This window comes from Marisediminicola sp. UYEF4, assembly GCF_040546025.1.
Taxonomy (GTDB): domain Bacteria; phylum Actinomycetota; class Actinomycetes; order Actinomycetales; family Microbacteriaceae; genus Marisediminicola.
Genome location: NZ_JBEPNA010000006.1, coordinates 20269 through 45278, shown reverse-complemented (window position 1 = coordinate 45278; position 25010 = coordinate 20269). Strand labels below are relative to the sequence as shown.

23 protein-coding genes, 3 pseudogenes and 2 riboswitches are annotated in these 25010 nt (G+C 66.9%); of the genes and pseudogenes, 19 read left to right on the top strand and 7 right to left on the bottom strand.

Annotated features, from left to right (window positions below):
- Positions 1-82: 82 nt before the first annotated feature.
- The 6 genes and pseudogenes from ABIB15_RS07905 to ABIB15_RS07880 all read left to right on the top strand — a co-directional run.
- Positions 83-223, top strand: a pseudogene (locus tag ABIB15_RS07905) (type II toxin-antitoxin system RelE/ParE family toxin); the annotation flags it as partial.
- Positions 210-503, top strand: a pseudogene (locus ABIB15_RS07900) (HigA family addiction module antitoxin); the annotation flags it as partial. The pseudogenes ABIB15_RS07905 and ABIB15_RS07900, both read left to right, overlap by 14 nt.
- 164 nt (positions 504-667) lie before the next feature.
- A complete protein-coding gene (locus ABIB15_RS07895) occupies positions 668-1270 on the top strand; it encodes an alpha/beta fold hydrolase (protein WP_354476694.1) in 603 nt (200 codons plus the stop codon).
- Between the two features lie 137 nt (positions 1271-1407).
- Positions 1408-2082 (top strand): SDR family NAD(P)-dependent oxidoreductase, encoded by a 675-nt coding sequence (locus ABIB15_RS07890; RefSeq protein WP_354476692.1) that lies wholly within the window; start codon positions 1408-1410, stop codon positions 2080-2082.
- A gap of 218 nt (positions 2083-2300) precedes the next feature.
- Positions 2301-2783: a hypothetical protein gene (locus ABIB15_RS07885; RefSeq protein ID WP_354476690.1), complete on the top strand. Its 483-nt coding sequence runs from the start codon at positions 2301-2303 to the stop codon at positions 2781-2783.
- A gap of 93 nt (positions 2784-2876) precedes the next feature.
- Complete coding sequence (locus tag ABIB15_RS07880) at positions 2877-3053, top strand: helix-turn-helix domain-containing protein (RefSeq protein WP_354476688.1); 177 nt, start codon at positions 2877-2879, stop codon at positions 3051-3053.
- A gap of 35 nt (positions 3054-3088) precedes the next feature.
- Here the strand turns inward: ABIB15_RS07880 and ABIB15_RS07875 are convergent, their stop codons facing one another.
- Positions 3089-4633 carry an aldehyde dehydrogenase family protein gene (locus ABIB15_RS07875; protein ID WP_354476686.1) on the bottom strand — a complete coding sequence of 515 codons (1545 nt, stop codon included), beginning with the start codon at positions 4631-4633 and terminating at the stop codon, positions 3089-3091.
- Positions 4634-4894: 261 nt separating this feature from the next.
- Between ABIB15_RS07875 and ABIB15_RS07870 the strand changes: the two genes are divergently transcribed.
- Positions 4895-5038 (top strand): GPGG-motif small membrane protein, encoded by a 144-nt coding sequence (locus tag ABIB15_RS07870; protein ID WP_354476684.1) that lies wholly within the window; start codon positions 4895-4897, stop codon positions 5036-5038.
- Positions 5039-5056: 18 nt separating this feature from the next.
- Here ABIB15_RS07870 and ABIB15_RS07865 read toward each other — a convergent pair.
- Positions 5057-5831, bottom strand: a pseudogene (locus tag ABIB15_RS07865) (squalene cyclase).
- 27 nt (positions 5832-5858) lie between these two features.
- Here ABIB15_RS07865 and ABIB15_RS07860 point away from each other — a divergent pair.
- A complete protein-coding gene (locus tag ABIB15_RS07860) occupies positions 5859-6428 on the top strand; it encodes an HhH-GPD-type base excision DNA repair protein (protein ID WP_354476682.1) in 570 nt (189 codons plus the stop codon).
- On the opposite strand, the gene ABIB15_RS07855 is transcribed toward ABIB15_RS07860, so the two are convergent.
- Complete coding sequence (locus tag ABIB15_RS07855) at positions 6425-7078, bottom strand: alpha/beta hydrolase family protein (protein ID WP_354476681.1); 654 nt, start codon at positions 7076-7078, stop codon at positions 6425-6427. The two genes, ABIB15_RS07860 and ABIB15_RS07855, sit on opposite strands and share 4 nt — an antisense overlap.
- A gap of 83 nt (positions 7079-7161) precedes the next feature.
- Here ABIB15_RS07855 and ABIB15_RS07850 point away from each other — a divergent pair, with 83 nt between their 5' ends.
- On the top strand, positions 7162-8757 hold the full coding sequence (locus tag ABIB15_RS07850; protein ID WP_354476679.1) for an ABC-F family ATP-binding cassette domain-containing protein: 1596 nt from the start codon (positions 7162-7164) through the stop codon (positions 8755-8757).
- 88 nt (positions 8758-8845) lie between these two features.
- The gene (locus ABIB15_RS07845; protein WP_354476677.1) at positions 8846-9607 is read left to right on the top strand and encodes an SDR family NAD(P)-dependent oxidoreductase; all 762 of its coding nucleotides are present in this window, start codon (positions 8846-8848) and stop codon (positions 9605-9607) included.
- Here ABIB15_RS07845 and ABIB15_RS07840 read toward each other — a convergent pair.
- From ABIB15_RS07840 to ABIB15_RS07830, 3 genes are all read right to left on the bottom strand, one after another.
- Positions 9597-10052 (bottom strand): DoxX family protein, encoded by a 456-nt coding sequence (locus tag ABIB15_RS07840; protein ID WP_354476675.1) that lies wholly within the window; start codon positions 10050-10052, stop codon positions 9597-9599. The genes ABIB15_RS07845 and ABIB15_RS07840 overlap by 11 nt on opposite strands.
- 87 nt (positions 10053-10139) lie before the next feature.
- Positions 10140-10580 (bottom strand): hypothetical protein, encoded by a 441-nt coding sequence (locus ABIB15_RS07835; protein ID WP_354476673.1) that lies wholly within the window; start codon positions 10578-10580, stop codon positions 10140-10142.
- Between the two features lie 123 nt (positions 10581-10703).
- The gene (locus ABIB15_RS07830; RefSeq protein WP_354476671.1) at positions 10704-11474 is read right to left on the bottom strand and encodes a phosphatase PAP2 family protein; all 771 of its coding nucleotides are present in this window, start codon (positions 11472-11474) and stop codon (positions 10704-10706) included.
- Between the two features lie 102 nt (positions 11475-11576).
- Here ABIB15_RS07830 and ABIB15_RS07825 point away from each other — a divergent pair, with 102 nt between their 5' ends.
- From ABIB15_RS07825 to gcvP, 5 genes are all read left to right on the top strand, one after another.
- The gene (locus ABIB15_RS07825) at positions 11577-13232 is read left to right on the top strand and encodes an ABC-F family ATP-binding cassette domain-containing protein (RefSeq protein WP_354476670.1); all 1656 of its coding nucleotides are present in this window, start codon (positions 11577-11579) and stop codon (positions 13230-13232) included.
- A gap of 46 nt (positions 13233-13278) precedes the next feature.
- Positions 13279-13437 carry a hypothetical protein gene (locus ABIB15_RS07820; protein ID WP_354476669.1) on the top strand — a complete coding sequence of 53 codons (159 nt, stop codon included), beginning with the start codon at positions 13279-13281 and terminating at the stop codon, positions 13435-13437.
- A 69-nt stretch (positions 13438-13506) separates the two neighbouring features.
- Positions 13507-13602: riboswitch (glycine riboswitch) on the top strand.
- Positions 13603-13711, top strand: a riboswitch (glycine riboswitch).
- Between the two features lie 42 nt (positions 13712-13753).
- A complete protein-coding gene (gcvT, locus tag ABIB15_RS07815) occupies positions 13754-14869 on the top strand; it encodes a glycine cleavage system aminomethyltransferase GcvT (RefSeq protein ID WP_354476667.1) in 1116 nt (371 codons plus the stop codon).
- 2 nt (positions 14870-14871) lie between these two features.
- Positions 14872-15243: a glycine cleavage system protein GcvH gene (gene gcvH / locus ABIB15_RS07810; RefSeq protein ID WP_354476665.1), complete on the top strand. Its 372-nt coding sequence runs from the start codon at positions 14872-14874 to the stop codon at positions 15241-15243.
- On the top strand, positions 15243-18116 hold the full coding sequence (gcvP, locus tag ABIB15_RS07805; RefSeq protein ID WP_354476663.1) for an aminomethyl-transferring glycine dehydrogenase: 2874 nt from the start codon (positions 15243-15245) through the stop codon (positions 18114-18116). Before gcvH ends, gcvP begins: the two co-directional genes overlap by 1 nt.
- Positions 18117-18549: 433 nt before the next feature.
- On the opposite strand, the gene ABIB15_RS07800 is transcribed toward gcvP, so the two are convergent.
- A complete protein-coding gene (locus ABIB15_RS07800; protein ID WP_502908924.1) occupies positions 18550-19338 on the bottom strand; it encodes a CPBP family intramembrane glutamic endopeptidase in 789 nt (262 codons plus the stop codon).
- Positions 19339-19604: 266 nt separating this feature from the next.
- Between ABIB15_RS07800 and ABIB15_RS07795 the strand changes: the two genes are divergently transcribed.
- From ABIB15_RS07795 to ABIB15_RS07780, 4 genes are all read left to right on the top strand, one after another.
- Complete coding sequence (locus ABIB15_RS07795; protein WP_354476662.1) at positions 19605-21215, top strand: peptide ABC transporter substrate-binding protein; 1611 nt, start codon at positions 19605-19607, stop codon at positions 21213-21215.
- A gap of 165 nt (positions 21216-21380) precedes the next feature.
- Positions 21381-22310 carry an ABC transporter permease gene (locus tag ABIB15_RS07790; protein WP_354476660.1) on the top strand — a complete coding sequence of 310 codons (930 nt, stop codon included), beginning with the start codon at positions 21381-21383 and terminating at the stop codon, positions 22308-22310.
- A complete protein-coding gene (locus ABIB15_RS07785) occupies positions 22300-23253 on the top strand; it encodes an ABC transporter permease (protein ID WP_354476658.1) in 954 nt (317 codons plus the stop codon). Before ABIB15_RS07790 ends, ABIB15_RS07785 begins: the two co-directional genes overlap by 11 nt.
- Positions 23250-24965, top strand: a complete 1716-nt coding sequence (locus ABIB15_RS07780) for a dipeptide ABC transporter ATP-binding protein (RefSeq protein ID WP_354476656.1) — start codon at positions 23250-23252, stop codon at positions 24963-24965. The genes ABIB15_RS07785 and ABIB15_RS07780 overlap by 4 nt, the downstream gene beginning before the upstream one ends.
- Positions 24966-25010: the final 45 nt, after the last annotated feature.

Below are 25010 nucleotides of genomic sequence, written 5' to 3'. Positions count from 1 at the left end.
CACCTGTCGAGGTTCGTCCCCTAAGCTCGCAGGTTTGGTCGGGTCGCCCATTTCGAGGGCGTTCCGTTCTGTAATCGGTGGTGTGCCACCCGGCAACCGACTCGAGGCCCTGAAGGGTGATCGGGCCGGACAGCACAGCATCAGGGTCAACGACCAGTGGCGGATCTGCTTCATGTGGACGGACGCTGGTCCCGAGGAGGTTCAGATCGTTGACTACCACTAACGCGAGCGACAAGCTCGTTCCCATTCACCCAGGCGAATTCCTCATGGTGGACTTCATCGAGGGGTTCGGAATCACGCAGAACAAGCTGGCGGTGTCCGTCGGTGTGCCGCCGCGCCGCATCAACGAGATCGTGCATGGAAAGCGTGGAATCACCGCGGACACCGCTCCACGCCTGGCCAAGTACTTCGGCACCTCGGCGCAATTCTGGCTGACTCTGCAGGACCGGCATGACCTCGATGTTGCAGAGGATCGCATGGCTGAGCAGATTGCGGCAATCACCCGTTGCAGCCCGCGTGACGGAGACAGCGGCATCCCACGCGGAGGAGTTCAGGCTCAACAACTAGGGATCCGCCCCGACTGTGTGGCGCACTCAGAGTGCACGTTGGAGAAATAGCCCGGAGATCGCGGCGTTCATGGTCGTGTTGAATGGTCAGTGACGCGAGCATGATCGACCACAGGGGAGCAGCGATAGTGACGCAGCAATGCATTTTCGAGCCGGATGGCCGCGCCGTTCCGTATGTCGAGGAGGGCAGCGGCCCTGTTGCGCTGGTATTGATCTCGGGTCTCCTTCTGGACTCGGACGGCCTCGGAGCCGTTTCCCACTACCTCGCGAACGAAGCGGGCTTCCACGTGGTGAGGATCGGCCCCCGCGACGGATCCAACACCGCTGAGGCACCACTGGACGAGCGAGCGGAAGAGGCTCTCGCGGTGATCGATCACCTCGGCCTTCCTCACACCTGGATCGGCGGATACGGATTCGGCGGAACGGTGGCCCGAGTCTTCGCCGCGCAATATTCCGAACGGGTGAACGGTCTGGTGCTGCTGCGGGTCGAGGAGCAGCAAATCGAGTTACCCCCTGCTATTCCTGTGCTGATCATTCAGGCCGCTGAAGACGAGCTCACTCCGCCGTCGAACGGAGAACAGCTCCGGACCGCAGCCTCCGAGCGCACGAGCATCACGACGATCGGTGGGGCGAATCATCTGTTTCCGATGTCGCACCCTATCGAGACTGCGATGGTCATCGAGGAATATCTCGACTGGGATTAACCCGCTGATTCGGCTACGGAACGTGCAGGAGTTCCCGCTTCAACGTCTAGCCTCGCGCTCCGAGCGCAAGCAGGTCGGAGGCAGCCCGAGCCTCTGTACGATAGTCGCCGCAGCATCATCAAACTAAGGAGACCATTGTGCCCGTCATCGCCATCATCGGAGCTGGACCGGGACTTGGAGCAGCCGTTGCGCGAAGATTCGGGCGCGAAGGCTTCTCCGTAGCGCTGATCTCCCGGAACCAGTCGAAACTTGACGCTATGGCGGCGGAGCTCACGGCTGCCGGTTTCACCGCGAGTGGCTACGCTGCGGATGTCCTCACGCCGGCGTCGCTCGAAGGTGCCCTTGCGCGTGCCGCAGCAGAGCTCGGGCCCATCACCGCACTTCAGTACAGCCCGCTCCCATCGCGTGACTACCTGAAGCCGGTGCTTGAGATGACACCCGAGCTGGCGTTGGAGGCACTGCGGTTCTCCGCCCTCGGGCTCATTCACGCGGTGCGTGCGGTGCTCCCTGCGATGCGGCAGGCCGGTAGTGGCAGCGTCGTCTTGATCAATGGTGGAACTTCGGTCAAGGCCCGTGCTGACTTCGCCGGCACTTCGGTCGCCTTTCCGGCCGAGAGCGCTTACGGTGAAATGATCCACGACGCGCTCGAGGGTGAGGGCATTCGGGTCAGTCAACTTGTTATCCCCGGTGGCATCCCGCAGCTTCAGCTTGCCAATGGCATCGACGGCGTCGCCGATCGCATCTGGGGCCTCCACGCCGTTGCCGGTCCGTTCCGAACCATGCTCATCCCGCTTGAGGAAGGCCGGGAGTAGCGGCACCGCGCCGCGGTGCGATCTCAGCTCAGGCTGACGATTCAGGTGAGATGGGTCACCACATCCTCGTGCGAGTTGGCCCTCCGGAAAGCGATAGGAACGAGGTATCGCTCGCGCTCCAGCTACACGCTTCCTCGTGACAGTGGTGAGTCTCCGTCGTTTTCGCTACGGTTGGGCGCAGGAGCTGTGCCGCAGCCAACTCCTGAGTCGGAGAAAGGATGATCCTGAATTCTCGAACACCTTGGCTCTCTCTCATCGCACTTGTCGTGTTGGTGCTGAGTGCGTGTTCCGCCGCGGATGGTGCCGAAGAGGGATCCTCGGTCACCGGGGGCGCGATTGAGTTGGCGGTCTCGGAGACGTGCACTGACGTGTCGGACCCTCAGTGCGTTTCGGTCAATGGCGTCAACGTTGTGCTCCCATCCGTTTTCGAGCGGGCCAACGTTGAGGATGCCGTTGTCGCCGCCGTTGAGGGACAGAATGCGGTCGACGTGACGTTTAGCTCGGATGGGGAGGTTGTCTTCAACACACTCTCGGACAAGGCGGCACAAGCCGGAGACGCGGCGCGACTCGTCATGAAGATCGGTGGAAAGATACAAGCTGCCGTCACAGTGATGCAAGCGCTCGACGGCAACCAGATGCAGATTATCCTCTCGCCGGAGGAGAGCGCGCAGGAAGTCGTAGACCTGATTCGCGCAGGTTGAGAAGCGTCGACGACTACCAACGACGGACTCGATCAGGCATCGCCAGGCGAGCTCAAATTTGTTGCACTACAAGGCAACAAAAGGAGGTGGAGCTTGTCGACAACAATCGCGGACACCCGCCACGCGGTCGGGTGGACCGTGCGCGAGCTTGCGGAGAACCTGGGTGTAGCCCCCAGCACCGTCACCCGCATGGAGCAGTCCGAGCGGGACGGCCGCATCCACCTGGGACGTAACGTTCGAGAAAGTTGGGTCGACGGCAGTCATTTCTGAAGAGAACTGCTTCTGACGACCAAGCTGCGCCGCCGTCAGTCGTCGAGCGTATCCGGATACCGCGACCCGTCCGCGAAGTTGCCGAAAAGCGACCGTTCGCCTTCGGTGACCGAGTCGACGAGCAGGTCCCCGCCGACGAATGCGCCGCGCCATGAGGCGCCGCGCCCGCCGAATACCTCGTCCCGGTCCCCGCGGGAGCGGGGGCGGCTGATGCCGAATTTGAAGGAGTGCACCTCTTCCCGCACGCGCGCGGCGAACGCGCGGTCATCCGTTGCCACAGAGGAGACCAGGCTCCCGTTCGAGACATTCATCGCGGCGATGAATTCTGCCTCGGTGTCGACCAAGACGATGGAGTCGATCGGTCCGAATGGCTCCGAGTGGTGCAGCGACCATGCCCTCGGGGGCTCGAGCACGCACGCCGGCGCGACGTAGGCGGCGACGTCCTGCCCGGGGAGGAACTTTCCCTTCGACAGGTCCCCGTGATACAGCGGGATGCCACCCATTGTGATCGCCTCGTCGTACTGGGCGCGCAATTCTGTGGCCTTGACCTTCTGGATCACGGGGCCGAATTCGAGATCCGGCAAGTCGTCACTGGCATCCTCCACGGCGAGCGGATGCCCGAATCGAAGGTTTCCGATCACCGACAGGTACATCTCCAAGAACGTCGGGAACAGTCGTCGCTGCACCACATAGCGGGGGTACGCCGTGCAGCGCTGTTTGGCGTACTCGAAGCCCTTGCGCAGAAGAGGTGCGAGTTCATCCCAGTTCGAGTAGTCCCAGATACCCCAGGCGTTCAACCCCTCCTGCTCGAGAATGTGTCGCTTGTCGAAGTTCGCGAGGGTCAGGGCTGCCGCCCGCCCGTTCGATCGCCCACCCACGAAGGCAAGTGCGCCCAGACTGGATGAGGAGACGAGTGCATCCGCCAGCTCGCCCCCAACCCCCGACAGCAGTGTGGCCGGGAGGCCGGCACGCGCCATCATCGCGTGCGCCAGCGTCAGCGCGTGAAAGCCGCCCTGTGAGGGGGTCTTGGCGATGACAGCATTGCCTGCCAGCATCTGCACGAGCTCGGCGTGCACCAGAACGCTCAGCGGGTAGTTCCACGACGCGATGTTCGAAACCGGGCCCGGCAACGGGCGCCGGCCCTCGAGCTGCCTCCCGATCTGGCCGAGGTACCAGTCGACGCCCTCGATGCAGCGGTCGATGTCCGCGCACGCGATCTTCCACGGCTTTCCGATCTCCCAGACCAGCAGCATCGCGATCGCGTCGCGGCTATCACGCAGCCCATCGAGTGCTGACCTCACCCTCGCAACCCTCTCGTCGAGGGGCACCGCGGCCCACGCGCGGTGCTGGCGGGCCGCGTCAGCGACCGCGGCGACAGCCGTAGCGTGGTCTACCCGCGGCGGGCCGAGGATCGGTGTCTGGTCGACCGGACTGACGTGCTCGCCCGTGGTGCCGACAGCACGCCAGCTCCCCCCGATGAGGTTGCGGATTCGATCGCTGTCGAAGGCTTCCGGCGCGAGTCGCCGGGCAGTGTCGGTGACACTGTGCCAATCGGTGCCGGGCTTGAGGAGTAGCGTCATCGATTTTCCGATCCGGGAGCTTCGGTCTCTGACCCGAATACGGGATGCGCAATCGTAAATCGCGCCCGCCCGTGCCTGACTCGTTCGCCGACAGATTGACAGCAAAGGCGGATGCCGGATCGAGGTCCGATGCCTTGAGCGACGACTTTCCGGATGAAACACGGTGGTCAGAGCCCGATCAGAGAGTACGTTCAGTTCAACACCCCCCACCGCGGCTGTGGGCGTATGGCCCGCCGGCGCTCAATGAAATGGAGCAACACCATGGCAACAATCCTTTGGATCATTGCGGTAGTCCTCGTTATTGCTGGTGTTGTGGCGCTCTTTCGCCGCCAGATTCTCTGGGGTGTTGTGCTCATCGTCGTCGGACTGCTGGTTGGTCCGGGTGGGGTGAGCCTCTTTACGTGAGACAAACGAGTCCCGCGGTCAGCGCGCCCCGTCCCACCAGTCGAGCACGCGGGTTCCTATCAGGGTGAGCCAGCGGGACGGCTCGCCTTCGGAGGCGTCGATGTCGAACCAGGTGCGTCCCGCGAGTGGAGCAGATTGACGCCACGTGCCGTCGGGTTGCCGTGAGGCGCGCACGACGTCGACCGCCGCGGCGAGCCGGGGATCATCGGGCGGCGTTCCGTCGAACAGGGCGGCGCCGCGGAAGTGGTCGAGCGCTGCGAGAGCGCTGTAGCGATGGCGGTTCGGATACACGAACCGTGTCACGAAGTCGCCGACGAGATCGCCGGTTGTCGCGCGGTACATCAGGCGCCGTTCCAACAGGTAGTCCTCGCCGCCGCGGCGCGCCTCGCGGAGGGAGGCGTCACCCGTGATCCGCTCGTAGGCCAAGATGCCCCGGAGGGCATTGAGCGTGGAGTGGAACGACGAGCGCGTCGAGTCGCCCTCCTCCGCCTCGCAGTTCCAGCCTCCGTCGGCGAGCCGGTGCGCGGCAAACCATGCCGCGAGCGCCACCCCACTCCCGCAGGTCTTTGAGTGACCACGTGGTCGCGGTCCACGGCTGCCCGGGCTCGTCGGCTTCAGCACTGCCGAAGAACCTCGCAGGAAAGTGGGCGCCGCCCGCCCACTGGCCGCCCGCGTCCTGCTTCGACAGCAACAGGGCGCCGAAGCCCTCCGTTGCGACCCGGGTGCGCGTGGCGTTCCACATCGCGGGCGGGGCGCCCGCGAGATCACGCTTGTGACATATCGCCGGCGGCATCCGAACCGCTGGTGGCAAAATGGCCACATGACTCTCAACATCACCGGAGACGCCGCGGCCGACGCCCTGCTCAGCGACGACCCGTTTGCGCTCCTGCTCGGGATGCTGCTCGACCAGCAGATTGCGATGGAGACGGCGTTCGTGGGCCCGGCCAAGATCCGTGACCGGATCGGCGCCCTGGATCCGGCGACCATCGCCGGTTACGACGCCGACGCCTTCGTCGAGGTCTTCCGCCAGACACCGGCGGTGCACCGCTTCCCCGGATCGATGGCTGGGCGCGTGCAGGAAGTGGCCCGCGTCATCGTCGCCGATTGGGAGGGGGAGGCCTCGGCCATCTGGACCTCGGACTCCCCGGACGGCGCCGAGATCCTCCGCCGCGTGAAGAATCTCCCCGGTTTCGGCGAGCAGAAGGGGAGGATCTTCCTCGCCCTGCTCGGCAAGCGGCGCGGGGTCACGCCGCCCGGGTGGCGCGAGGCATCCGCACCCTACGGCGAGGAGGGCTCGTACCGCTCCGTCGCCGACATTGTCGACCCCGAGTCGCTCACCCGCGTGCGGGAGTCGAAGCGGGCTGCGAAGGCCGCGGCGAGGAAGGCCTAGGTTCGCACCAGCCCCAGGACGAACTCGGCCACCGCTCCGACCACGAGGGTCGCAACTCCCTCGGCATCGAGCGGCGACGACGCGCGCACTCTCATGCCGTGATCGGCGCCGCCAGCTTCGACCACTCGGATCCCGGCCTGCCCGCGCACCTCGTCGGCGACGAGCGCCGCCGACCCGAACGTGTCTCGGTCGCCCTGCACGACGAGCACCGGCAGATTTGGCAGCAGCAGTTCGGCGAGCCGGGACTTCTCTGGTCTGCCGGGCGGATGCAGGGGAAAGGCGAGGCACACGACGCCGACCGCGTGCACCGCGGATGCCGTGCGGCAGGCCACTCGCGCGCCGGCGCTTCGCCCACCGGCGATGATCGGCCGGCCGCCGGCGAGCTCCGCCACGAGCGGTGCCGTCTCCAGCCACGCCGCGTCGAGCGCCACGGGACGCGGCGCCACCTTGCGTCCCGCCACCCGCCACAGCTGCTCGTACCGCACCACCGTGATGCCCAGGCGGGGAAGCCTGGATGCCAGCGCGGCGAGATCCGCGGCGCCGATCCCGCCCCCGGCACCATGGCCGAGCCACAGCACCGCACGGGCATCCGCCGCCTCATCGACCACGAGACGGGAGTCGCCGAGCGAGGTCGGCACGGACAGGTCCATCCTCCGAAGCTACCCGTAGGCTGGGCGGCGACATACCGGGTGGAGTTCGCACGACCTGGACCCCTACCGAGAGGACACCGGGCATGAGCCTGATCCGACTGCACGACGTGAGCGTTCGATTCGAGAACACCCAGATTCTGCGGGAGGCCTTCTTCCGCCTCGAGCCCGGCGACCGGGTTGGCCTGATCGGACGCAACGGCTCGGGCAAGACCACGATCCTGAAGCTGGTCCTCGACCAGGTGGCCCCCGACAGCGGCACCGTCACCCTCGAGCCGGGCATCAAGGTGGGCTACTTCTCGCAGTTCTCCGAACTCGACGGCGACGCGACGATCACCGAGGTGCTCGTCGGCCTGTTCTCCGACATCCAGGCCGTCGAGGCGGAACTCGCGACGATCGACGCGACCATCGCCGCCGACCCGAGCGCGAGCCCCGAGCTCGACCGGCTCATCCACCGCCAGGCCGAGCTGTTCGAGGAGATGGACCGGCTCGACGGCTGGGACTACACCCGCCGCATCGACAGGGCCCTCACAACGCTGGGATTTACCGAAGCGCACCGGACCTGCCCGATCGACGAGCTGTCCGGCGGCTGGCGCAACCGTGCCGCGCTCGCGAAGATCGTGCTCGAGGCCCCCGACGTGCTACTGCTCGACGAGCCCACCAACTACCTTGATGTGGCCGGCGTCGAGTGGCTCGAGGCCTGGTTCCGCGACTTCCGAGGCGCCGCGATCGTCGTTAGCCACGACCGCAGGTTCCTGGATGCCGTCGTCACGCGCATCATCGAGGTCGAGAACTTCCACCTGCACGAGTACCCCGGCAACTTCGGCGAGTACGTGGTGCAGAAGCAGTTCCGGCTCAAAAGCCTCGAGCAGCAGTTCGTGCACGAGTCCGAACTGCTCGCCTTCGAGGCCGAGGGAATCGCCGACCGCCGCGAGGCAGCAAAGGCCGCGAGCCGCGGCCTCGACAAGCAGCTCTCACACATCAAAAAGTCCCGCGCTCCGCGCCCGGTCGACCAGATCATCACCGAGATCTACGGCGGCCTGCACATCAAGGACGTGCTCTGCCGGGTCGAGATGCTCAGCAAGGCCTACGGCGAGAAGGTGCTGTTCGACGGCCTCAACCTCGAGATCCGGCGCGGCAACCGCATCGTCGTGCTCGGCTCCAACGGCAGCGGCAAGACGACACTGCTGCGGGTGCTCACGGGGGAGGAGGATGCCGACTCCGGCGAGGTCGCCTGGGCGAAGGGAGCAGGTGTCGTCTCGTACAACCGGATGCTGGACGAGCTCGACGACGACGACACCGTCACCCACGCCGTCAACGCAATGCCCGGGAGCCTTGCGTTCACCGCGACCCGCAAGTCGGTGAACCGGTTCCTCGGCATGTTCCAGTTCTCCGAGGCCGACCTGAAACAGCGGATCGGCAACCTCTCCGGCGGACAGCGGGCGCGCGTCGCGATGGCGCAATGCCTGCTGTCCGGGGCATCCGTGCTGCTTCTCGACGAGCCGACCAACCACCTCGACATGGCCAGTACGCAGGTCATGGAGCGGGCACTCGTGCACTTCCCCGGAGCCGTCGTCGTGGTCAGCCACGACCGGTTCTTCACCGACAAGATCGCCACCCGGCGTCTCGTCTTCGGGAGCGACGGCGCGGCGCCCGGCGAGATCGACGTGCGCGCCGCCTAGCAAGGCCTGTTGGGTGACCTGCGCCCGAGGGTACGTTCAGGTTCGCCCGCGTCCGGCGCGTTCAGCGTCGAACACGAGGGACCCTTCCATGCCCGTATCATCAGTTCCGGGTCGATTCACCGGCCGCACGGTCATCGTCACGGGTGCCGGAAGCGGCATCGGCAAGGCGACCGCTGAGCGCCTCCTCGCCGAGGGAGCCCGCGTCGTCGCGAGTGACATCTCCGCCGAGCGGCTCGACGCGCTGGCTGCCGGCAACGAGGGGGCCGACCTCCTGATCGTCGCCGGGGACGTGAGCTCGCGGTGGGCGGTCGATGACATCGTCGCGGCGGCAGGCGGTAGCGTCGACGGGCTCGTGAACAACGCGGGAATCATGGACGGGTTCCTGCCGACGGCGGAGATCACCGATGAGGTGTGGGAGCGGGTCATAGGGGTGAACGTCACCTCGCAGATGCGCCTCATCCGCGCGGTGCTGCCCGGCATGGTCGACGCGGGTTTCGGCCGCATCGTCAACGTCGCGAGCGAAGCGGGCATCAAGTCGGGCGGATCCGGCACCACCTACTCGGTGTCGAAGCACGCGGTCATCGGGCTCACCAAGAGCACGGCCCTCTTCTACGGCCCGAAGGGCATCCGCTGCAACGCCGTCGCGCCCGGCGCCGTCATCACGAACATCGAGGCTCCGTTCCTGTCCGCCTGGGCAGGGGAGCGCCTCGGACCGATCATGCAGACGACGATTCCGACACCGGCGGCCGCGGAGGACCTTGCGGCCTCGATCACCTGGCTGCTCAGCGAGGACTCGCCGAACGTCAACGGCGCAGTGCTGATGTCAGACGGCGGCTGGTCTACCGTCTAGCGCCGTCGGTGGTGCGTGCGGCCCGCCAGGCCTGCCATGCGCCAGTCGACCACAGTGCCCAGAGAACCAGCAGCGGCTGGAACAGCAGCCGGATACCGCGGGCGAGGTCGGTGTTCAGGCCGAACGAGTCGGTGGCCGTGACGAATTGGGAGATGTTTCCGGGAAAGATCGCCACGAAGAACGCCGCGGTGATCCAGCCCACGAGCACCCGCTGCCGCGGCAGCGCGATCAGGGCGAGTCCGAGCGCGATCTCGACCACACCCGAGGCGACCACGACAAAGTCGGCGTCGAGCGGCAGCCATTCCGGCACCTGCGCCTGGAACGCCTCGCGGTTCGTGGTGAGGTGGCTGATCCCGGCGAGCAGGAGGAACGCCCCGAGAGCAATCCGGGCGAGCGCGCGGGGGAGCGAGGTGCGCGGCCGGGAGGCTGTGATGCCGGTGGTCATCAGACAAGCTTTCGAGAGGTCCGACAGATTCGAAAGCCGGACGCGACAGGCGGGACGTGGTCGACACTAGCCGCTGTCAGTGTGGAGTCAGCGCGTCGTCTCGTCGCGGCGGGTATCGGGTGCACCGTCGCGGCGAGTGTCTGGCGAGTCGTCGCGCCGGCCGCCGGTCTCCGATTCCGACCGGCCGACGGTGTCCGGGTCGATTTCGTCCGCCCGCCGCAGATGCTCCTCAGACTCGGCGCGGACGCCCTCGGCATCCATCCGGCGCCGCTCGCCCTCGTTCCGAAGCCGTTCGGCCTCGACCTGGGCCTGCTGCGCCTCGGCCTGCACGCGCATCGCGTCGGCCTCCCGCTCTCGCGCCGAGAGGTCCGCCTCGCGCGCCTGCTCGCGATGTTCCTCGGCGCGGCGCCGGTCGTCCTCGAGCTTGGCGTCGCTCTCGCGACGGCGCGACAGAACGAGGGCCAACACGAGGAGCACGGCGACAACGACGACGCCGACAATGATCCAGAGGAGAACGTCGGTATTCATCACGACCCGCCTTTCTGCGGTCAACCAATGCTCAAGGGTACAAAGCCGGAGCGGCGCGCGACAGGGGGTCGATTTCGGCGACGGATGCTGCCTGTCTCGCGCACTGCGCGCGGGAGCGTGACTTCACCCGTTCTCGACGGTGGCACTTCCCCCGGAGACGGGGGTTCCTCCAGGTGCGGGGCTCCCGGCATTGGCGACGCGCACCGTCCGATGGGTGTCGATCGCGATGACCAGCCCCAGCACCATCAGCGCGACGCAGGCGGCGCCCAGGGCATCCGTCGCCCAGTGGTAGCCGAGGTACACCCGGCTCGCCGCCGTCGCGAGAATGGCGAGCGACGCGACGACGAAGGCGGCGACGGCGGTGCCGGGGTTCCTCCTCCGGGAGAACACGAGGTAGGCCGTGAGCAGCATGATGGCGGCGGCGCCGACCACGTGCCCGGAGGGGAACGACTCGCTGAGCTCGGGGCCGATGAGCATCCCCCGCACGGGCGGGCGCGCGCGGCCGACCAGCTCCGCGATCAGCCGAACGCCGACAATCGCGACCAGCGTGCCGCCCGCGAGCAGCAGCGGGCGCCAGGCGTGACGCGCCGTGACCACCCAGCCCAGCACCAGGACGAGCGCCACGATCGGAAAAACGGGTGGGCCGAACAGCACCGACAGGCCCGTCATTGTCGCGGTGAGGAAGTCCGATTGCACCGAGTTCAGCCAGGCCTGGACGGGCGCGTCGATGCTCGACAGTTCGCCGCCCCGCAGCACATCGATGAGGATCACGATGAAGGCGATGAGCGGCACGACGACGAGCACCGCCGCGATCAGGTAGAGCTTTCGCTGCACGGGCGCCGCCACGACCCGCTCTTCCACCATGAATCTCTCGTGCAGATCGCGCAGTGCCATCGCTGTGGAGGGTTTGTCGTCACGTTGTTGGGCCACCCGCACACACTATCCGTCAGTGCGCGCGGGTAGGGGATCCGCCGTCACCAGTGAGAAACTGAACCCATGACGGCAACTCTCGTGGCGAAGGGTGTCGCCGGCGGCTACGCCCACCGTGTGCTCTTCGATGCCCTCGACCTCACGGTCGCCCCCGGCGATGTCGTGGGTGTTGTCGGCGTGAACGGCTCGGGCAAGTCCACGCTGCTGCGGATCCTCGCCGGTGCGGACAAGCCACAGGCGGGAAGCGTCAGCCTCGCGCCAGCGGATGCATTCGTCGGCGCCCTCCCGCAGGAGCACGAGCGCATCGCGGGCGAGACCGTCTCCGGGTACATCGGCCGGCGCACCGGGTGCGCCGACGCGACGAGCGAGATGGATGCCGCGGCATCCGCCCTCGCCGAGCCGGGCACCGGTGGAATCGACCCGGCCGACATCTACTCGAGCGCCCTCGAACGGTGGCTCGCGAGCGGAGCCGCCGACCTCGACGACCGGCTTCCGCCAGTGCTCGCCGACCTCGGGCTCGACCTCGGCGCGGCCGGGTCCGAAACGCTGATGACCGGTCTCTCCGGAGGGCAGGCGGCCCGGGTGGGCCTCGCCGCCCTGCTGCTCTCGAGGTTCGACATCGTGCTGCTCGACGAGCCCACCAACGACCTCGACCTCGACGGACTCGAGCGGCTCGAGGCCTTCGTGCGCGGGCTTCGCGGCGGCGTCGTGCTCGTGAGCCACGATCGCGAATTCCTCGCCCGCTGCGTCACCCGGGTGCTCGAGCTCGACCTCGTCCAGGGTTCCAACGCGGTCTTCGGCGGCGGCTACGACTCCTACCTGGAGGAGCGCGCGACCGCCCGGCGGCACAAGCGGGAGCAGTACGACGAGTTCGCCGAGAAGAAGGCCGACCTTGTCGGCCGCGCCCGCACCCAGCGGGAGTGGTCGAGCCAGGGCGTGCGCAATGCGATCAAGAAAGCCCCCGACAACGACAAGATCCGTCGCAAGGCCTCGGCCGAGTCGAGCGAGAAGCAGGCGCAGAAGGTGCGGCAAATGGAGAGCCGCATCGCCCGGCTGGAGGAGGTCGACGAGCCGCGCAAGGAGTGGCAGCTCGAATTCACGATCGGCGCGGCGCCCCGCGCGAGCTCGGTGGTCGCCACACTCAGCGACGCCGTCTTCCACCAGGGCGACTTCACTCTCGGGCCGGTCTCGCTGCAGGTCGCGGCGGGTGAGCGCATCGGCATCACGGGGGCGAACGGAGCCGGCAAGTCGACGTTGCTGCGCGCCCTGCTCGGTCGCCAGATGCCGGATGCCGGAACCGCCAGCCTCGGCACAAGCGTGGCGATCGGTGAGATCGACCAGGCGAGGGCGTTGCTGTCCGGGCCGTATCCGCTCGCCGCGAGCTTCGAGGAGCTCGTTCCGGAGCTCAGCCCCGGCGAGGTGCGCACTCTTCTCGCGAAATTCGCGCTCAAGGCCGACCATGTCGGCCGCGGCGGCGACGACCTGTCACCGGGGGAGCGCACCCGCGCCGGACTCGCGCTGCTGCAGGCGCGCGGCGTCAACCTGCTCGTGCTGGACGAGCCGACCAACCACCTCGACCTTGCCGCGATCGAGCAGCTCGAGCATGCCATCGAGGCCTACGACGGCACGCTTCTGCTCGTCACGCACGACCGGCGGATGCTCGCGAACGTGCGCCTCGACCGGCACTGGAGCGTCGACGCGGGCCGGGTGGCGGAGCTATAGACCGCGGGAGGTTGGCGGGGCCCGCCGCAGGGTGCACGATGGAGCCATGACGATTTCTGCGGCGATAACCTCCGTGCCGGCGTACGTCATCCCCGGTGCCGATTTCCCTCCCTGGGCCCCCTTCGTGTTCGGGGCCATGGGACTCACGACCCTGGCCGTGCTGATCTGGCAGGCCGTGCGGTACTTCCGCGACAACCGCGACTGACCCGTAATCCCGAATCCGGCGCGGCGCCTCGGCGCGGTAGGGTTGAGCCACAATCGAACATCGGGCCCACAACGCGATGCGGGAGAGTTCGCCACAACATCGGCGAACACCGAAGGAGCAATTTCTCCCCACCAATCTCTCAGGTACGAGTACCGCATCGAACAGGCCACTCTGAAAAGAAGCGTGAGGCACCACTCCCGCTCGCCCACGGTGAAAGTGGCAGGCCCCAGCGGGCCGGCCGCGAAGCTCTCAGGCCCATGACAGAGGGGGAGTTCCCACAGTTGCTTTCGCGCCCGCGCGACGATATGGAGAACTCGTGACCGAAGAACGCTTCTCGCCCCTTCACCAGCGCCATCTGGATGCCGGCGCGAGCTTCACCGACTTCGCCGGCTGGATGATGCCTGTGCGCTACTCGAGCGATCTCGCCGAGCACCACGCGGTGCGCACCGCCGCCGGCCTGTTCGACCTCTCCCACATGGGGGAGATCCTCGTGCTCGGCCCGGAGGCATCGGACGCCCTCGACTACGCCCTCGCCGGCAAGCTCTCGGTCATCGAGATCGGGCAGGCGAAGTACAGCCTGCTGCTCTCCCGCGAGGGAGGGATCGTGGACGACCTCGTCGTCTACCGCACCGGCGAGGACCGCTACCTCGTCGTAGCGAACGCCTCCAACCGGGAGGCCGTCGCGGACGAGCTGCGCGACCGATGCTCGCCGTTCGACTGCGAGGTGCACGACGAGAGCGACGACATCGCGCTCATCGCGGTGCAGGGTCCGCGCGCCCTCGAGATCCTCACCGAGGTGCCCGGCGTGCGCGTCGACGGCCTCGACGGCCTCGACGGCCTCGGCTACTACCGGTCCGCGCACGGCCACTACGGCGAGCACGCGATGCTCGTCGCCCGCACCGGCTACACGGGAGAGGACGGCTTCGAGCTGTACCTGGCCCCGGAGGCGGCACCGGCACTGTGGGACGCGCTGCTCGAGACCGGTGCCGGCGCAGGCCTCGTCCCCGCCGGGCTCGCAAGCCGCGACACGCTGCGGCTCGAGGCGGGCATGCCGCTCTACGGCCATGAGCTCTCGCTCGACACCGTTCCGTCGCAGGCGGGCCTCGGCCGCGTCGTCAATCTGAAGAAGGAAGGCGACTTCGTGGGCCGCGCCGCGATCGAGGCGGGACCGGATGACGGCGCCCGCGTGCTTGTCGGACTCACGGCCGAAGGCAAGCGCGCCGGCCGTGCGGACTACCCCGTCTTCGACGGAGAGACCGAGGTCGGGATCATCACGAGCGGCGCCCTGTCGCCGACCCTCGGGCATCCGATCGCGATGGCCTACGTCGCCCCCGACAGCGCCGACCTCGGCGCCGAGCTCTACATCGATGTGCGCGGCACCCGAATTCCGGCGACCGTCGTCTCCCTCCCCTTCTACAAGCGAAAGGCATGACCATGCCAGACAAGACCACCCTCCAGTACACCCCCGAGCACGAATGGGTGCAGGTCGACGGTGACGTCGCGACCGTCGGCATCACCGCGTACGCCGCCGAGAAGCTCGGCGACGTCGTGTTCGTCGACCTTCCGACCGCAGGCTCCAGCATCGCGAGCGGCAAGGTCGTCGGGGAGATCGAGTCGACGAAGTCGGTCGGAGAGCTCTTCGCACCCGTCGACGGCGAGATCGTCGAGGCGAACCAGGCCGTCGTCGACTCGCCCGAGCTCGTGAACAGCGACCCGTTCGGCGAGGGCTGGCTCATCAAGGTGCGCTTCGACTCGCTTCCCGAGCTGCTGAGCTTCGACGAGTACAGTGCGCTGGTAGGGGAGTAATGGGCGGCGTCAACCTCCAGGGCTTTGCCGCGCGCCATATCGGCACGGACACCGCAGCACAGGCACACATGCTCGCCGCGATCGGCTACGACTCCGTCGATGCCCTCGTCACCGCGGCGGTCCCGCCGTCGATCCATGTCGACGGCTTCCGCTCCGCGGCGGACTCGGTTCTGCCGCCCGCCGCGACCGAGCGCGAGGCGCTCGCCGAGCTGCGGATCCTCGCCAAGCGCAACACCGTCAACCGGTCGATGATCGGCCTCGGCTACTACGACACGATCACCCCCGCGGTCATCAAGCGCAACGTGCTCGAAAACCCGAGCTGGTACACGGCGTACACGCCGTACCAGCCGGAAATCTCGCAGGGGCGCCTCGAGGCGCTCATCAACTTCCAGACCATGGTCTCCGACCTCACCGGCATGACCACGGCGAACGCGTCGATGCTCGACGAGGGCACCGCGGTCGTCGAGGGGATGTTGCTGGCCCGCCGGGCATCCAAGTCCGCGTCGAACACATTCATTGTCGACGCCGACGCGCTGCCGCAGACCAAGGCTCTGCTCGCCAACCGTGCCGGCGCTGTCGGTTACGACCTCGTCGAGATGGGCCTGTCAGAGCTGCACGACGGGGACGAGCTGCCTGCCGCGTTCGGCATCTTCGTGCAGTACCCCGGCGCATCCGGCCGCGTCTGGGACCCCAGTGCAACGATCGCCGCAGCCAAGGCACAGGGAGGCATCGCGATCGTCGCGGCCGACCTGCTCGCGCTCACGCTGATCAAGTCGCCGGGCGACCTCGGGGCCGATGTCGCCGTCGGCACCAGTCAGCGCTTCGGCGTTCCGATGGGCTTCGGTGGACCGCACGCCGGCTACATGGCCGTGCGCGCCGGACTCGAACGCCAGCTCCCCGGCCGCCTCGTCGGCGTCTCGAAGGATGCCGCGGGACACCCCGCCTACCGCCTCTCGCTGCAGGTGCGCGAGCAGCACATCCGCCGCGACAAGGCCACCTCGAACATCTGCACCGCACAGGTACTGCTCGCCGTCATGGCCTCGATGTACGCGGTGTACCACGGCCCGGATGGGCTGCGGCGCATCGCCCAGCAGGTCGCGTCGCGCGCCGGGGCACTCGCGGGCATCCTGACGGGACTCGGCGCCGAGGTCTCCACCGACCACTTCGACACGCTCACCGTTGCCGTTCCCGGCCGTGCCGCCGACATCGTGGCCACGGCGTACGACCTCGGGGTGCTGCTCTGGAAGGTCGACGAGAACACCGTGCGCCTCTCGGTCGACGAGACCACCGAACTCGCCGACATCCGGGCCGTCGCGCACGCGTTCGGCGGGGAGGCGGATGCCGACTACAGCGACACGGTTCGCTCCGGAGCATCCGCCCTGCCCGGCGGCCTCTCCCGCGAGTCGCAGTACCTGACGCATGCGGTCTTCAACACGCACCGCTCGGAGACGAGCATGATGCGCTACCTGAAGACCCTCGCCGACTACGACTATGCGCTCGACCGGGGCATGATCCCGCTCGGCTCGTGCACGATGAAGCTCAACGCCGCGACCGAGATGGAGCCGGTGACCTGGCCCGAGTTCGGCGGGCTGCACCCGTTCGCCCCCGCGGCCGACGTGCAGGGCTACCTGACCCTGATCGAGCAGCTGCAGAGCTGGCTCGCCGACGTCACGGGCTACGATTCCGTGTCGCTGCAGCCGAACGCGGGCAGCCAGGGCGAACTCGCGGGCCTGCTCGCGATCCGCGGCTACCACGACTCGCGCGGCGACACCCAGCGCCGCATCTGCCTGATCCCCTCGAGCGCGCACGGCACGAACGCCGCGAGTGCGGTGCTCGCGGGCATGCGGGTCATCGTGATCGCCTGCGACGAGCTCGGAAACGTCGACCTGGACGATGTGCGCGCGAAGATCGCGGAGCACTCCGGCGAGATCGCCGCGCTCATGATCACCTACCCGTCCACTCACGGCGTGTACGAGCACGAGGTCGGCAACATCTGCAAGACCGTGCACGATGCTGGGGGACAGGTCTACGTCGACGGCGCCAACCTCAACGCGGTGCTCGGGTTCGCCCGGTTCGGCGACTTCGGCGGCGACGTCTCGCACCTCAACCTGCACAAGACGTTCTGCATCCCTCACGGCGGCGGGGGGCCGGGTGTCGGGCCTGTCGCAGCGAAGGCGCACCTCGCGCCGTTCCTGCCCGGGCATCCGATGGCGCAGCACGACTTCCATACGGGAGCGCCCGTGTCGGCGGCACCGTACGGTTCGCCCAGCATCCTGCCGATCAGCTGGGCGTACGTGCGCATGATGGGTGCCGACGGGCTCAAGGACGCCACCGCAGCCGCTGTTCTTGCGGCCAACTATGTGGCCGTGCGGCTGCGGGAGCACTACCCGCTGCTCTACTCGGGCGACAAGGGGCTCATCGCGCACGAATGCATCCTCGACCTTCGCCCACTCACGGCGTCGACCGGGGTCACCGTCGACGACGTGGCCAAGCGCCTCATCGACTTCGGGTTCCACGCGCCGACGATGTCGTTCCCGGTCGCGGGCACCCTCATGGTCGAGCCGACCGAGAGTGAGGATCTCGCCGAGATCGATCGCTTCATCGAGGCGATGATCGCGATTCGTGTCGAGGCGGATGCCGTGGCGGCCGGCGATTTCCCGGCCGACGACAACCCGCTGCGCGGGGCGCCGCACACGGCGCAGTCGGTCATCGACGGCGAGTGGACCCACCCGTACTCGCGCGAGCAGGCGGTGTACCCGGTGCGCAGCCTCATCAAGGGCAAGTACTGGCCGCCCGTGCGTCGCATCGACAACACCTACGGCGACCGCAACCTGGTCTGCTCCTGCCCGTCGCCGCAGGCGTTCGAAGACTGAGCGCGCCCGCTCCGGGCTTTCATCATTCAGGAGTTTGGTGGGCGGCAGCCCGGTGGTGGCCAGGTCGAGGGTAGGTCGGCCGTTCATCATTCAGGAGTTTGGTGGGCGGCAGTCCGGTGGTGGCCAGGTCGAGGGTCGGTCGGCCGTTCATCATTCAGGAATTTGGTGGGCGGCAGTCCGGTGGTGGCCAGGTTGAGGGTAGGTCGGCCGTTCATCATTCAGGAGTTGAGGACGGATGCTGACCGTCCTGCGCTGATTTACGCCACGGAGGAGCTCCGAATAGCGAGAACCTGCTCCATTGGGGGCTGTGCGCAACGATCGGCTATTGCCGATTGCCAGCCTCCTGAATGATGAAAGGGGCCGGGTCGGCCAGCCTCCTGAATGATGAAAGGGGGCGGGTCGGCCAGCCTCCTGAATGATGAAAGGGGCGGAGCTAGGAGAATAGCGCCGGGAAGGTGACTGCGGCCCACGGGTAGCCGATGAAGACCGCGGCGTTGATCAGGAAGTGCGCCACGACGAGCGGCAGCAGCCGCCCACCCCGTGCATACAGCCAGCCGAACAGCAGCCCCATCGCGAAGTTGCCGAGGAACGCCGTCGGCCCCTGGTAGAGGTGGTACGTGCCGCGGAACAACGCCGTCGTCACGATGATCGTCCACGTTCCCCAGCCGAGCAGGCGCAGCCGTGCGAACAGGTAGCCGACCACAATGACCTCCTCGGTGATCCCGGCGCGCGCTGCGGCGAGCAACAGAATCGGAACGGTCCACCAGTACGTGTCGAGCGGGGCAGGCACGACGTTGAGGGTGAACCCCAGCTGCCGCCCGGCGAGGTAGAGCACGATCCCCGGAATCCCGATGACGAGCGCGAGGCCCGCTCCCGCGAGCGAGTCCCGCCCGGCACGCGAGAAGTCGATGCCGAGCTCACCGAGGTGGGGCCGCGCCTGGCGCCACAGCAGGAATACGACGAGCACCACCGGCACCAGGTCGAAGAAGATCGCGAGAAACTGGTAGATCAGGTCGAAGGTGGGCCGAGGGCTGAGCGACGGGTTGAGTGCCGTCGACTGGTCCGCAATCGGCTCGGGTTTCGTTGCGGAGTTCACGATCGCCACCACCGAGTAGACGGCTGATGCCCCCAGGGAAAGTCCGAGAACAATGAGCACCTCCGCCATGAGGCGTCGCTCGCTCGGATGGCCGGGAGCGGATGCCGCCGTGCTGGTTTCCGACAAGTGACCTCCGATGCGATTTCGATAATACCTGCGGACGTGAGCAGATTTTTGCAAGCAAATGCCGTTTTTGGCGCTCGGATGCTGCGTTTTCCCCAGAAACCGCGCAGGTATTCGCTGGACTTTGTGTGAGAGCCAGCTCCGCGTCGGAGGCCGCTGCAAAACCGCCTAGGGTTTTTCGAGCAACAGGGAGCGAATCAGCCACCCTGTTAATCGCGGGGGATCGCGCTACAAACGCGCTCACCTCTCACTTTTGCACTGGAGGAAAATTGAGATTCAATAGAATCGGCACAGCAATCGCCGGTATCGGAATGGTCACCGCCCTCGCGTTGACGGGATGCGCTTCGGGCCAGGCCGCGACGGAGGGTGGCGCCGGATCGGCGGTCATCACCACCAACGGTTCCGAGCCGCAGAACCCACTGATCCCCACCGCCACGAACGAGACCGGCGGCGGCAAGATCCTGGACAACATCTTCGCGGGACTCGTCTACTACGCGGCCGACGGCGCTCCGGTCAACGACCTCGCCGAGTCGATCGAGACCGAGGATGCCCAGAACTACACGATCACCATCAAGAGCGGCGCGACCTTCACCAACGGCGACCCCGTCACGGCGAAGTCGTTCGTTGACGCCTGGCAGTACGGCGCGCTCCTCAGCAACGAGCAGCTCAGCAGCTACTTCTTCGAGTCGATCGAGGGCTTCAGCTACGACGAGGACAGCGAGCTGACCGGCCTCACCGTCGTCGACGACACCACCTTCACGGTGAAGCTCAAGCAGCCGGAGTCCGACTTCCCGCTGCGCCTCGGCTACTCCGCCTTCTTCCCGCTGCCCGAAGTCGCCTTCGAGGACATTGACGCGTTCGGTGAAAACCCGATCGGCAACGGCCCCTACATGCTCGACGGTGAGGGCGCCTGGCAGCACAACGTGAAGATCGACCTCGTCGCGAACCCCGACTACGAAGGCGGACGCGCGGCCCAGAACGACGGCCTCGAGATCACCTTCTACGCGAGCCAGGAAGCCGCCTACGCCGACCTGCAGAGCGGCAACCTCGACGTGCTCGACGCGGTGCCCGACAATGCACTCGCCAGCTTCGAGGATGAGTTCGGCGACCGCGCCGTCAACCAGCCCGCCGCCGTCTTCCAGTCCTTCACCATCCCGGAGCGCCTCGCACACTTCGAGGGCGACGAGGGCAAGCTGCGCCGCGCCGCCATCTCGATGGCGATCAACCGCGAAGAGATCACCGACGTGATCTTCGAGGGCTCCCGCACGCCGGCCACCGACTTCACCTCCCCGGTGATCGACGGCTACTCGGACTCTCTCGAGGGCGCCGACGTTCTGGAGTTCAACCCCGACGAGGCTGTGAAGCTGTGGGCCGAGGCCGACGCCATCTCGCCGTGGGACGGCCAGTTCTCCATCGCGTACAACTCGGATGGTGGCCACGAGGCCTGGGTCGACGCCGTGTCGAACCAGCTCAAGAACACCCTCGGAATCGACGCGATCGGTGCACCGTACCCGACCTTCGCCGAGATTCGCACGCTCGTCACCGAGCGCACGATCGAGACCGCGTTCCGCACCGGATGGCAGGCCGACTACCCGGCCCTCGCCAACTTCCTCGGACCGATCTACTTCACCGGCGCCGGTTCCAATGATGGCGACTACTCCAGCGAAGAGTTCGACTCGCTCTACAAGGAGGGCCTTGCCCAGACCGACGCAGAGGCAGGCAACGAACTGTTCCAGCAGGCACAGACCGTGCTCCTGACGGACCTGCCCGCGATCCCGCTGTGGTACTCGAACGTGACCGGCGGCTACGGCGAGAACGTCGAGAACGTGCAGTTCGGCTGGAACTCGGTTCCGATCTACTCGGAAATCACCAAGGGCTAATACCCGGTCCCCTCCCTGACGGGAGCTGATCCCGCGTCGTGGGGTGGTAGCGCTTGCCGCTGCCACCCCACGCATGCGTGCGCTCGAACCACCCAACGCCTGTCCCGCAACAGTGAGGTCGCATCTCAGTCATGTTCACGCTCGTAGTAGTCGGAGGCTAGACCCGTGGTCTGGTACATCATCCGGCGCCTCCTGCAGGTAATCCCCGTTTTTTTCGGCGCCACCCTGCTCATCTACTTCATGGTCTTCGCCCTTCCGGGAGACCCCATCATCGCGCTGGGCGGTGACCGCGGACTCAACCCCGCCGTCGCCGACGCCCTCCGCGCCGAGTACAACCTCGACAAGCCGTTCATCGTGCAGTACCTGATCTTCGTCGGAGGCATCTTCGTCGGGGACTTCGGCACCTCCTTCTCCGGCCAGCCGGTGTCGGACATCCTCGCCCGCACGTTCCCGGTCACGCTGCGGCTCGCGCTGCTCGCCGTCACGATCGAAGCCGTCCTGGGCATTCTGATCGGGCTGTTCAGTGGCCTCCGCAAGGGAAAGCTGTTCGACTCCTCGGCGCTTGTGGTCAGCCTCCTCTTCATCTCGGTGCCGATCTTCGTCACGGCCTTCGTTGCCCAGTACATCTTCGGCGTGAAACTCGGCATCGCCCGCACCACCGTCGGTGCCGGCGCCCCCTGGGAGGACCTCATCCTGCCGGCCGTCGTCCTGGCGAGCGTGAGCTTCGCGTACATCGTGCGGCTGACCCGCACCTCCGTCATCGAGAACCTCAACGAGGACTTCGTGCGCACCGCGACCGCGAAGGGTCTCTCGCGCCCCCGGGTCATCCGGGTTCACATCCTCCGCAACTCCATGATCCCCGTCGTGACCTACATCGGAACCGACTTCGGCCTGCTCATGGTCGGTGCGACAGTCACCGAGGGCATCTTCAACGTGCCAGGAGTCGGCAACACCCTCTACCAGGCGATCATCCGCAGCGAGGGGCCCACCGTGGTCTCGTTCGTGACCGTCATGGTCATCATCTACCTCGTCGCCAACCTGCTCGTCGACGTTCTCTATGGATTCCTCGACCCAAGGATTCGCTATGCCAAGTAACGCCCCGCTGTCGCCGACCCACTTTGTCGCACCGCTCGACGAGACTCCTCTCGTCGCCGTCGACAAGGTGCAGGTCGCCGCGAAGCCCAGCAACCTCTACCTCGACGCGTGGCGCGACATGCGCCGCCGCCCGCTGTTCTACGTCTCCGGCGTCATCGTGCTTCTTGTGGTCGTCGTCGCGCTGTTCCCGGCGCTGTTCACCCAGCTTGATCCGCGGGCCTGCGCGCTGTCATTCAGCAACCAGGGGCCGAGCGCGGGGCATCCGCTCGGCTTCACCAAGCAGGGCTGTGACGTGTACGCGAGGATCATCTTCGGCACGCGCACCTCGCTGTCGGTCGGGATCATCGTGACACTCCTTGTCACGGTCATCGGGATCGTCATCGGTGCACTGTCGGGGTACTACGGTCGCTGGATCGACGCGGTGCTCTCCCGCATCGGCGACATCTTCTTCGCCATCCCGTACATCCTTGCCGCCATCGTCATCATGTCGGTTGTGGCCCGTGAGGCGCGCAGCATCCTCGTCCTTTCGCTCGCCATCGGCATTTTTGCGTGGCCCAGCACTGCCCGCGTGCTGCGCGGCCAGATCCTGTCGGTGAAGAATTCCGACTTCGTGATGTCGGCGGCCGCGCTCGGCGTGTCCCACTTCCGCATCCTGCTGCGGCACGTGCTTCCGAACTCGATCGCGCCGGTCATCGTCATCACCACCATCGGTCTCGCCGGCGCGATCGTCGCCGAGGCGACCCTGTCGTTCCTCGGAATCGGACTGCCGCCGGATGTGATGTCGTGGGGCAAGGACATCTCCCAGGCCCAGGGCGACCTGCGGAACAACCCGATGACACTCATCTACCCCTCGATTGCGCTCTCCGTGACGGTGCTCTCATTCATTCTGATGGGCGAAGTCCTCCGCGACGCCCTCGACCCGAAGGCACGGGCACGCCGATGACCGACACGACCGTAGCGACCAGTCCGGGAACAGGCCGGGACAAGGGCACTCCACTGCTGGACATCCGCGACCTGCACGTCGGGTTCGTCACCCAGAACGGCATCGTCCCGGCGCTGGGCGGCGTCAGCCTGACGATCATGCCGGGGGAGACCGTCGCGATCGTCGGCGAGTCCGGGTCGGGCAAGTCGACAGCCGCCCACGCGATCATCGACCTCCTGCCCGGAACCGGGAAGGTGACGAGCGGCCAGATTCTCTTCGACGGGAACGACCTCGCCGCCACCTCCGGCAAGGCGTTCGACAAGATCAGGGGCAACCTGATCGGCTTCGTGCCCCAGGACCCGATGTCGAACCTCAACCCGGTCTGGAACATCGGCTTCCAGGTCGAGGAGACCCTCGTCGCGAACGGGCGGGCGAAGCGCGGCAAGGATGCCAAGGCCAAGGCGATCACGGTTCTGAAAGAGGCGGGCCTCGCGGATGCCGAGACTCGGCTGAAGCAGTACCCGCACCAGTTCTCGGGCGGAATGAAGCAGCGCGTGCTCATCGGCATCGGGCTCTCCTCCCGCCCGAAGCTCCTGATCGCCGACGAGCCGACCTCGGCGCTCGACGTGACCGTGCAGCGGGTCATCCTCGACCACCTCGCGACGCTCACGGGCGACAGCGGCACCGCTGTGCTGTTCATCACCCACGACCTCGGCCTCGCCGCCGAGCGGGCCGAGAAGCTCGTCGTCATGTACAAAGGCAAGATCGTGGAGTCCGGCCCGTCGCTGGAGATCCTCCAGAACCCGCAGCACCCATACACGAAGCGGCTCGTCGCGGCGGCGCCGAGCCTCGCCTCCCGCCGCATCCAGGGCAGCCATCGTGAGCGTGCCACGCTCGGTCAGGTGGTGCCGGATGCTGCGGCGTCACGCGTCACTGCCGGCCCCGCGATCGTCGTCGAAAATCTCACCAAGGTGTTCCAGATCAACACCGGCAAGGTGCGCTCGCAGCCGTTCACGGCCGTCGACGACGTGTCGTTCTCGATTCCCACAGGCACGACGATGGCTCTCGTGGGCGAGTCAGGCTCGGGCAAGTCCACCGTCGCGAAGCTCATCCTCAAGCTGGAGTCAGCGACATCCGGTTCCGTCACGGTGGGTGGCAAAGACATCAACACGGTGAGTGGGCGCGAACTCCTCGCCCTCCGGCGCCAGATGCAGCCGGTGTTCCAAGACCCGTTCGGCTCCCTCGACCCGCTCTACAACATCGGGTCGACGATCGCGGAGCCCCTCGTCACCCACCGTGTCGGCAGCAAGAAGGAACGGCACGCACGAGTGCTGGAGCTGCTCGACCAGGTCGCCCTGCCGACGACGCTCATCGACCGGTACCCGAACGAGTTGTCCGGGGGGCAGCGCCAGCGCATCGCGATCGCGCGGGCGCTCGCTCTCAAGCCCGAGATCCTGGTGCTCGACGAGGCAGTCTCGGCTCTGGACGTGCTGGTGCAGGCCCAGATCCTCGCGTTGCTCACCGAGCTGCAGTCGGAGCTCGGTCTGACCTACCTCTTCATCACCCACGACCTCGCCGTGGTCAGGCTCGTCGCCGACCATGTCTCGGTGATGCGCCAGGGTCGGATCGTCGAGGCGTCGTCGACAGACGACGTCTTCGACAATCCGCGTGAGGAATACACAAAGGAACTGCTTGCGGCTATCCCGGGAACCGGGATTCAGCTCGGCGTCTGATCGCGATCACGCAATATATCACCGCTGAGGTCGGGAGCCCGCACC

Excerpts from the sequence above, each read along its gene's own strand:
- ABIB15_RS07825 (WP_354476670.1), top strand. The coding sequence starts at position 11,577 with ATGACGGCAACTCTCGTGGCGAAGGGTGTCGCCGGCGGCTACGCCCAC.
- ABIB15_RS07785 (WP_354476658.1), top strand. The coding sequence starts at position 22,300 with ATGCCAAGTAACGCCCCGCTGTCGCCGACCCACTTTGTCGCACCGCTC.
- ABIB15_RS07860 (WP_354476682.1), top strand. The coding sequence starts at position 5,859 with ATGACTCTCAACATCACCGGAGACGCCGCGGCCGACGCCCTGCTCAGC.
- ABIB15_RS07875 (WP_354476686.1), bottom strand. The coding sequence starts at position 4,633 with ATGACGCTACTCCTCAAGCCCGGCACCGATTGGCACAGTGTCACCGAC.
- ABIB15_RS07850 (WP_354476679.1), top strand. The coding sequence starts at position 7,162 with ATGAGCCTGATCCGACTGCACGACGTGAGCGTTCGATTCGAGAACACC.
- ABIB15_RS07895 (WP_354476694.1), top strand. The coding sequence starts at position 668 with ATGATCGACCACAGGGGAGCAGCGATAGTGACGCAGCAATGCATTTTC.
- ABIB15_RS07835 (WP_354476673.1), bottom strand. The coding sequence starts at position 10,580 with ATGAATACCGACGTTCTCCTCTGGATCATTGTCGGCGTCGTCGTTGTC.
- ABIB15_RS07845 (WP_354476677.1), top strand. The coding sequence starts at position 8,846 with ATGCCCGTATCATCAGTTCCGGGTCGATTCACCGGCCGCACGGTCATC.
- gcvP (WP_354476663.1), top strand. The coding sequence starts at position 15,243 with ATGGGCGGCGTCAACCTCCAGGGCTTTGCCGCGCGCCATATCGGCACG.
- ABIB15_RS07780 (WP_354476656.1), top strand. The coding sequence starts at position 23,250 with ATGACCGACACGACCGTAGCGACCAGTCCGGGAACAGGCCGGGACAAG.
- ABIB15_RS07855 (WP_354476681.1), bottom strand. The coding sequence starts at position 7,078 with ATGGACCTGTCCGTGCCGACCTCGCTCGGCGACTCCCGTCTCGTGGTC.
- ABIB15_RS07840 (WP_354476675.1), bottom strand. The coding sequence starts at position 10,052 with ATGACCACCGGCATCACAGCCTCCCGGCCGCGCACCTCGCTCCCCCGC.
- ABIB15_RS07830 (WP_354476671.1), bottom strand. The coding sequence starts at position 11,474 with ATGGCACTGCGCGATCTGCACGAGAGATTCATGGTGGAAGAGCGGGTC.
- ABIB15_RS07820 (WP_354476669.1), top strand. The coding sequence starts at position 13,279 with ATGACGATTTCTGCGGCGATAACCTCCGTGCCGGCGTACGTCATCCCC.
- ABIB15_RS07870 (WP_354476684.1), top strand. The coding sequence starts at position 4,895 with ATGGCAACAATCCTTTGGATCATTGCGGTAGTCCTCGTTATTGCTGGT.
- ABIB15_RS07885 (WP_354476690.1), top strand. The coding sequence starts at position 2,301 with ATGATCCTGAATTCTCGAACACCTTGGCTCTCTCTCATCGCACTTGTC.
- gcvH (WP_354476665.1), top strand. The coding sequence starts at position 14,872 with ATGCCAGACAAGACCACCCTCCAGTACACCCCCGAGCACGAATGGGTG.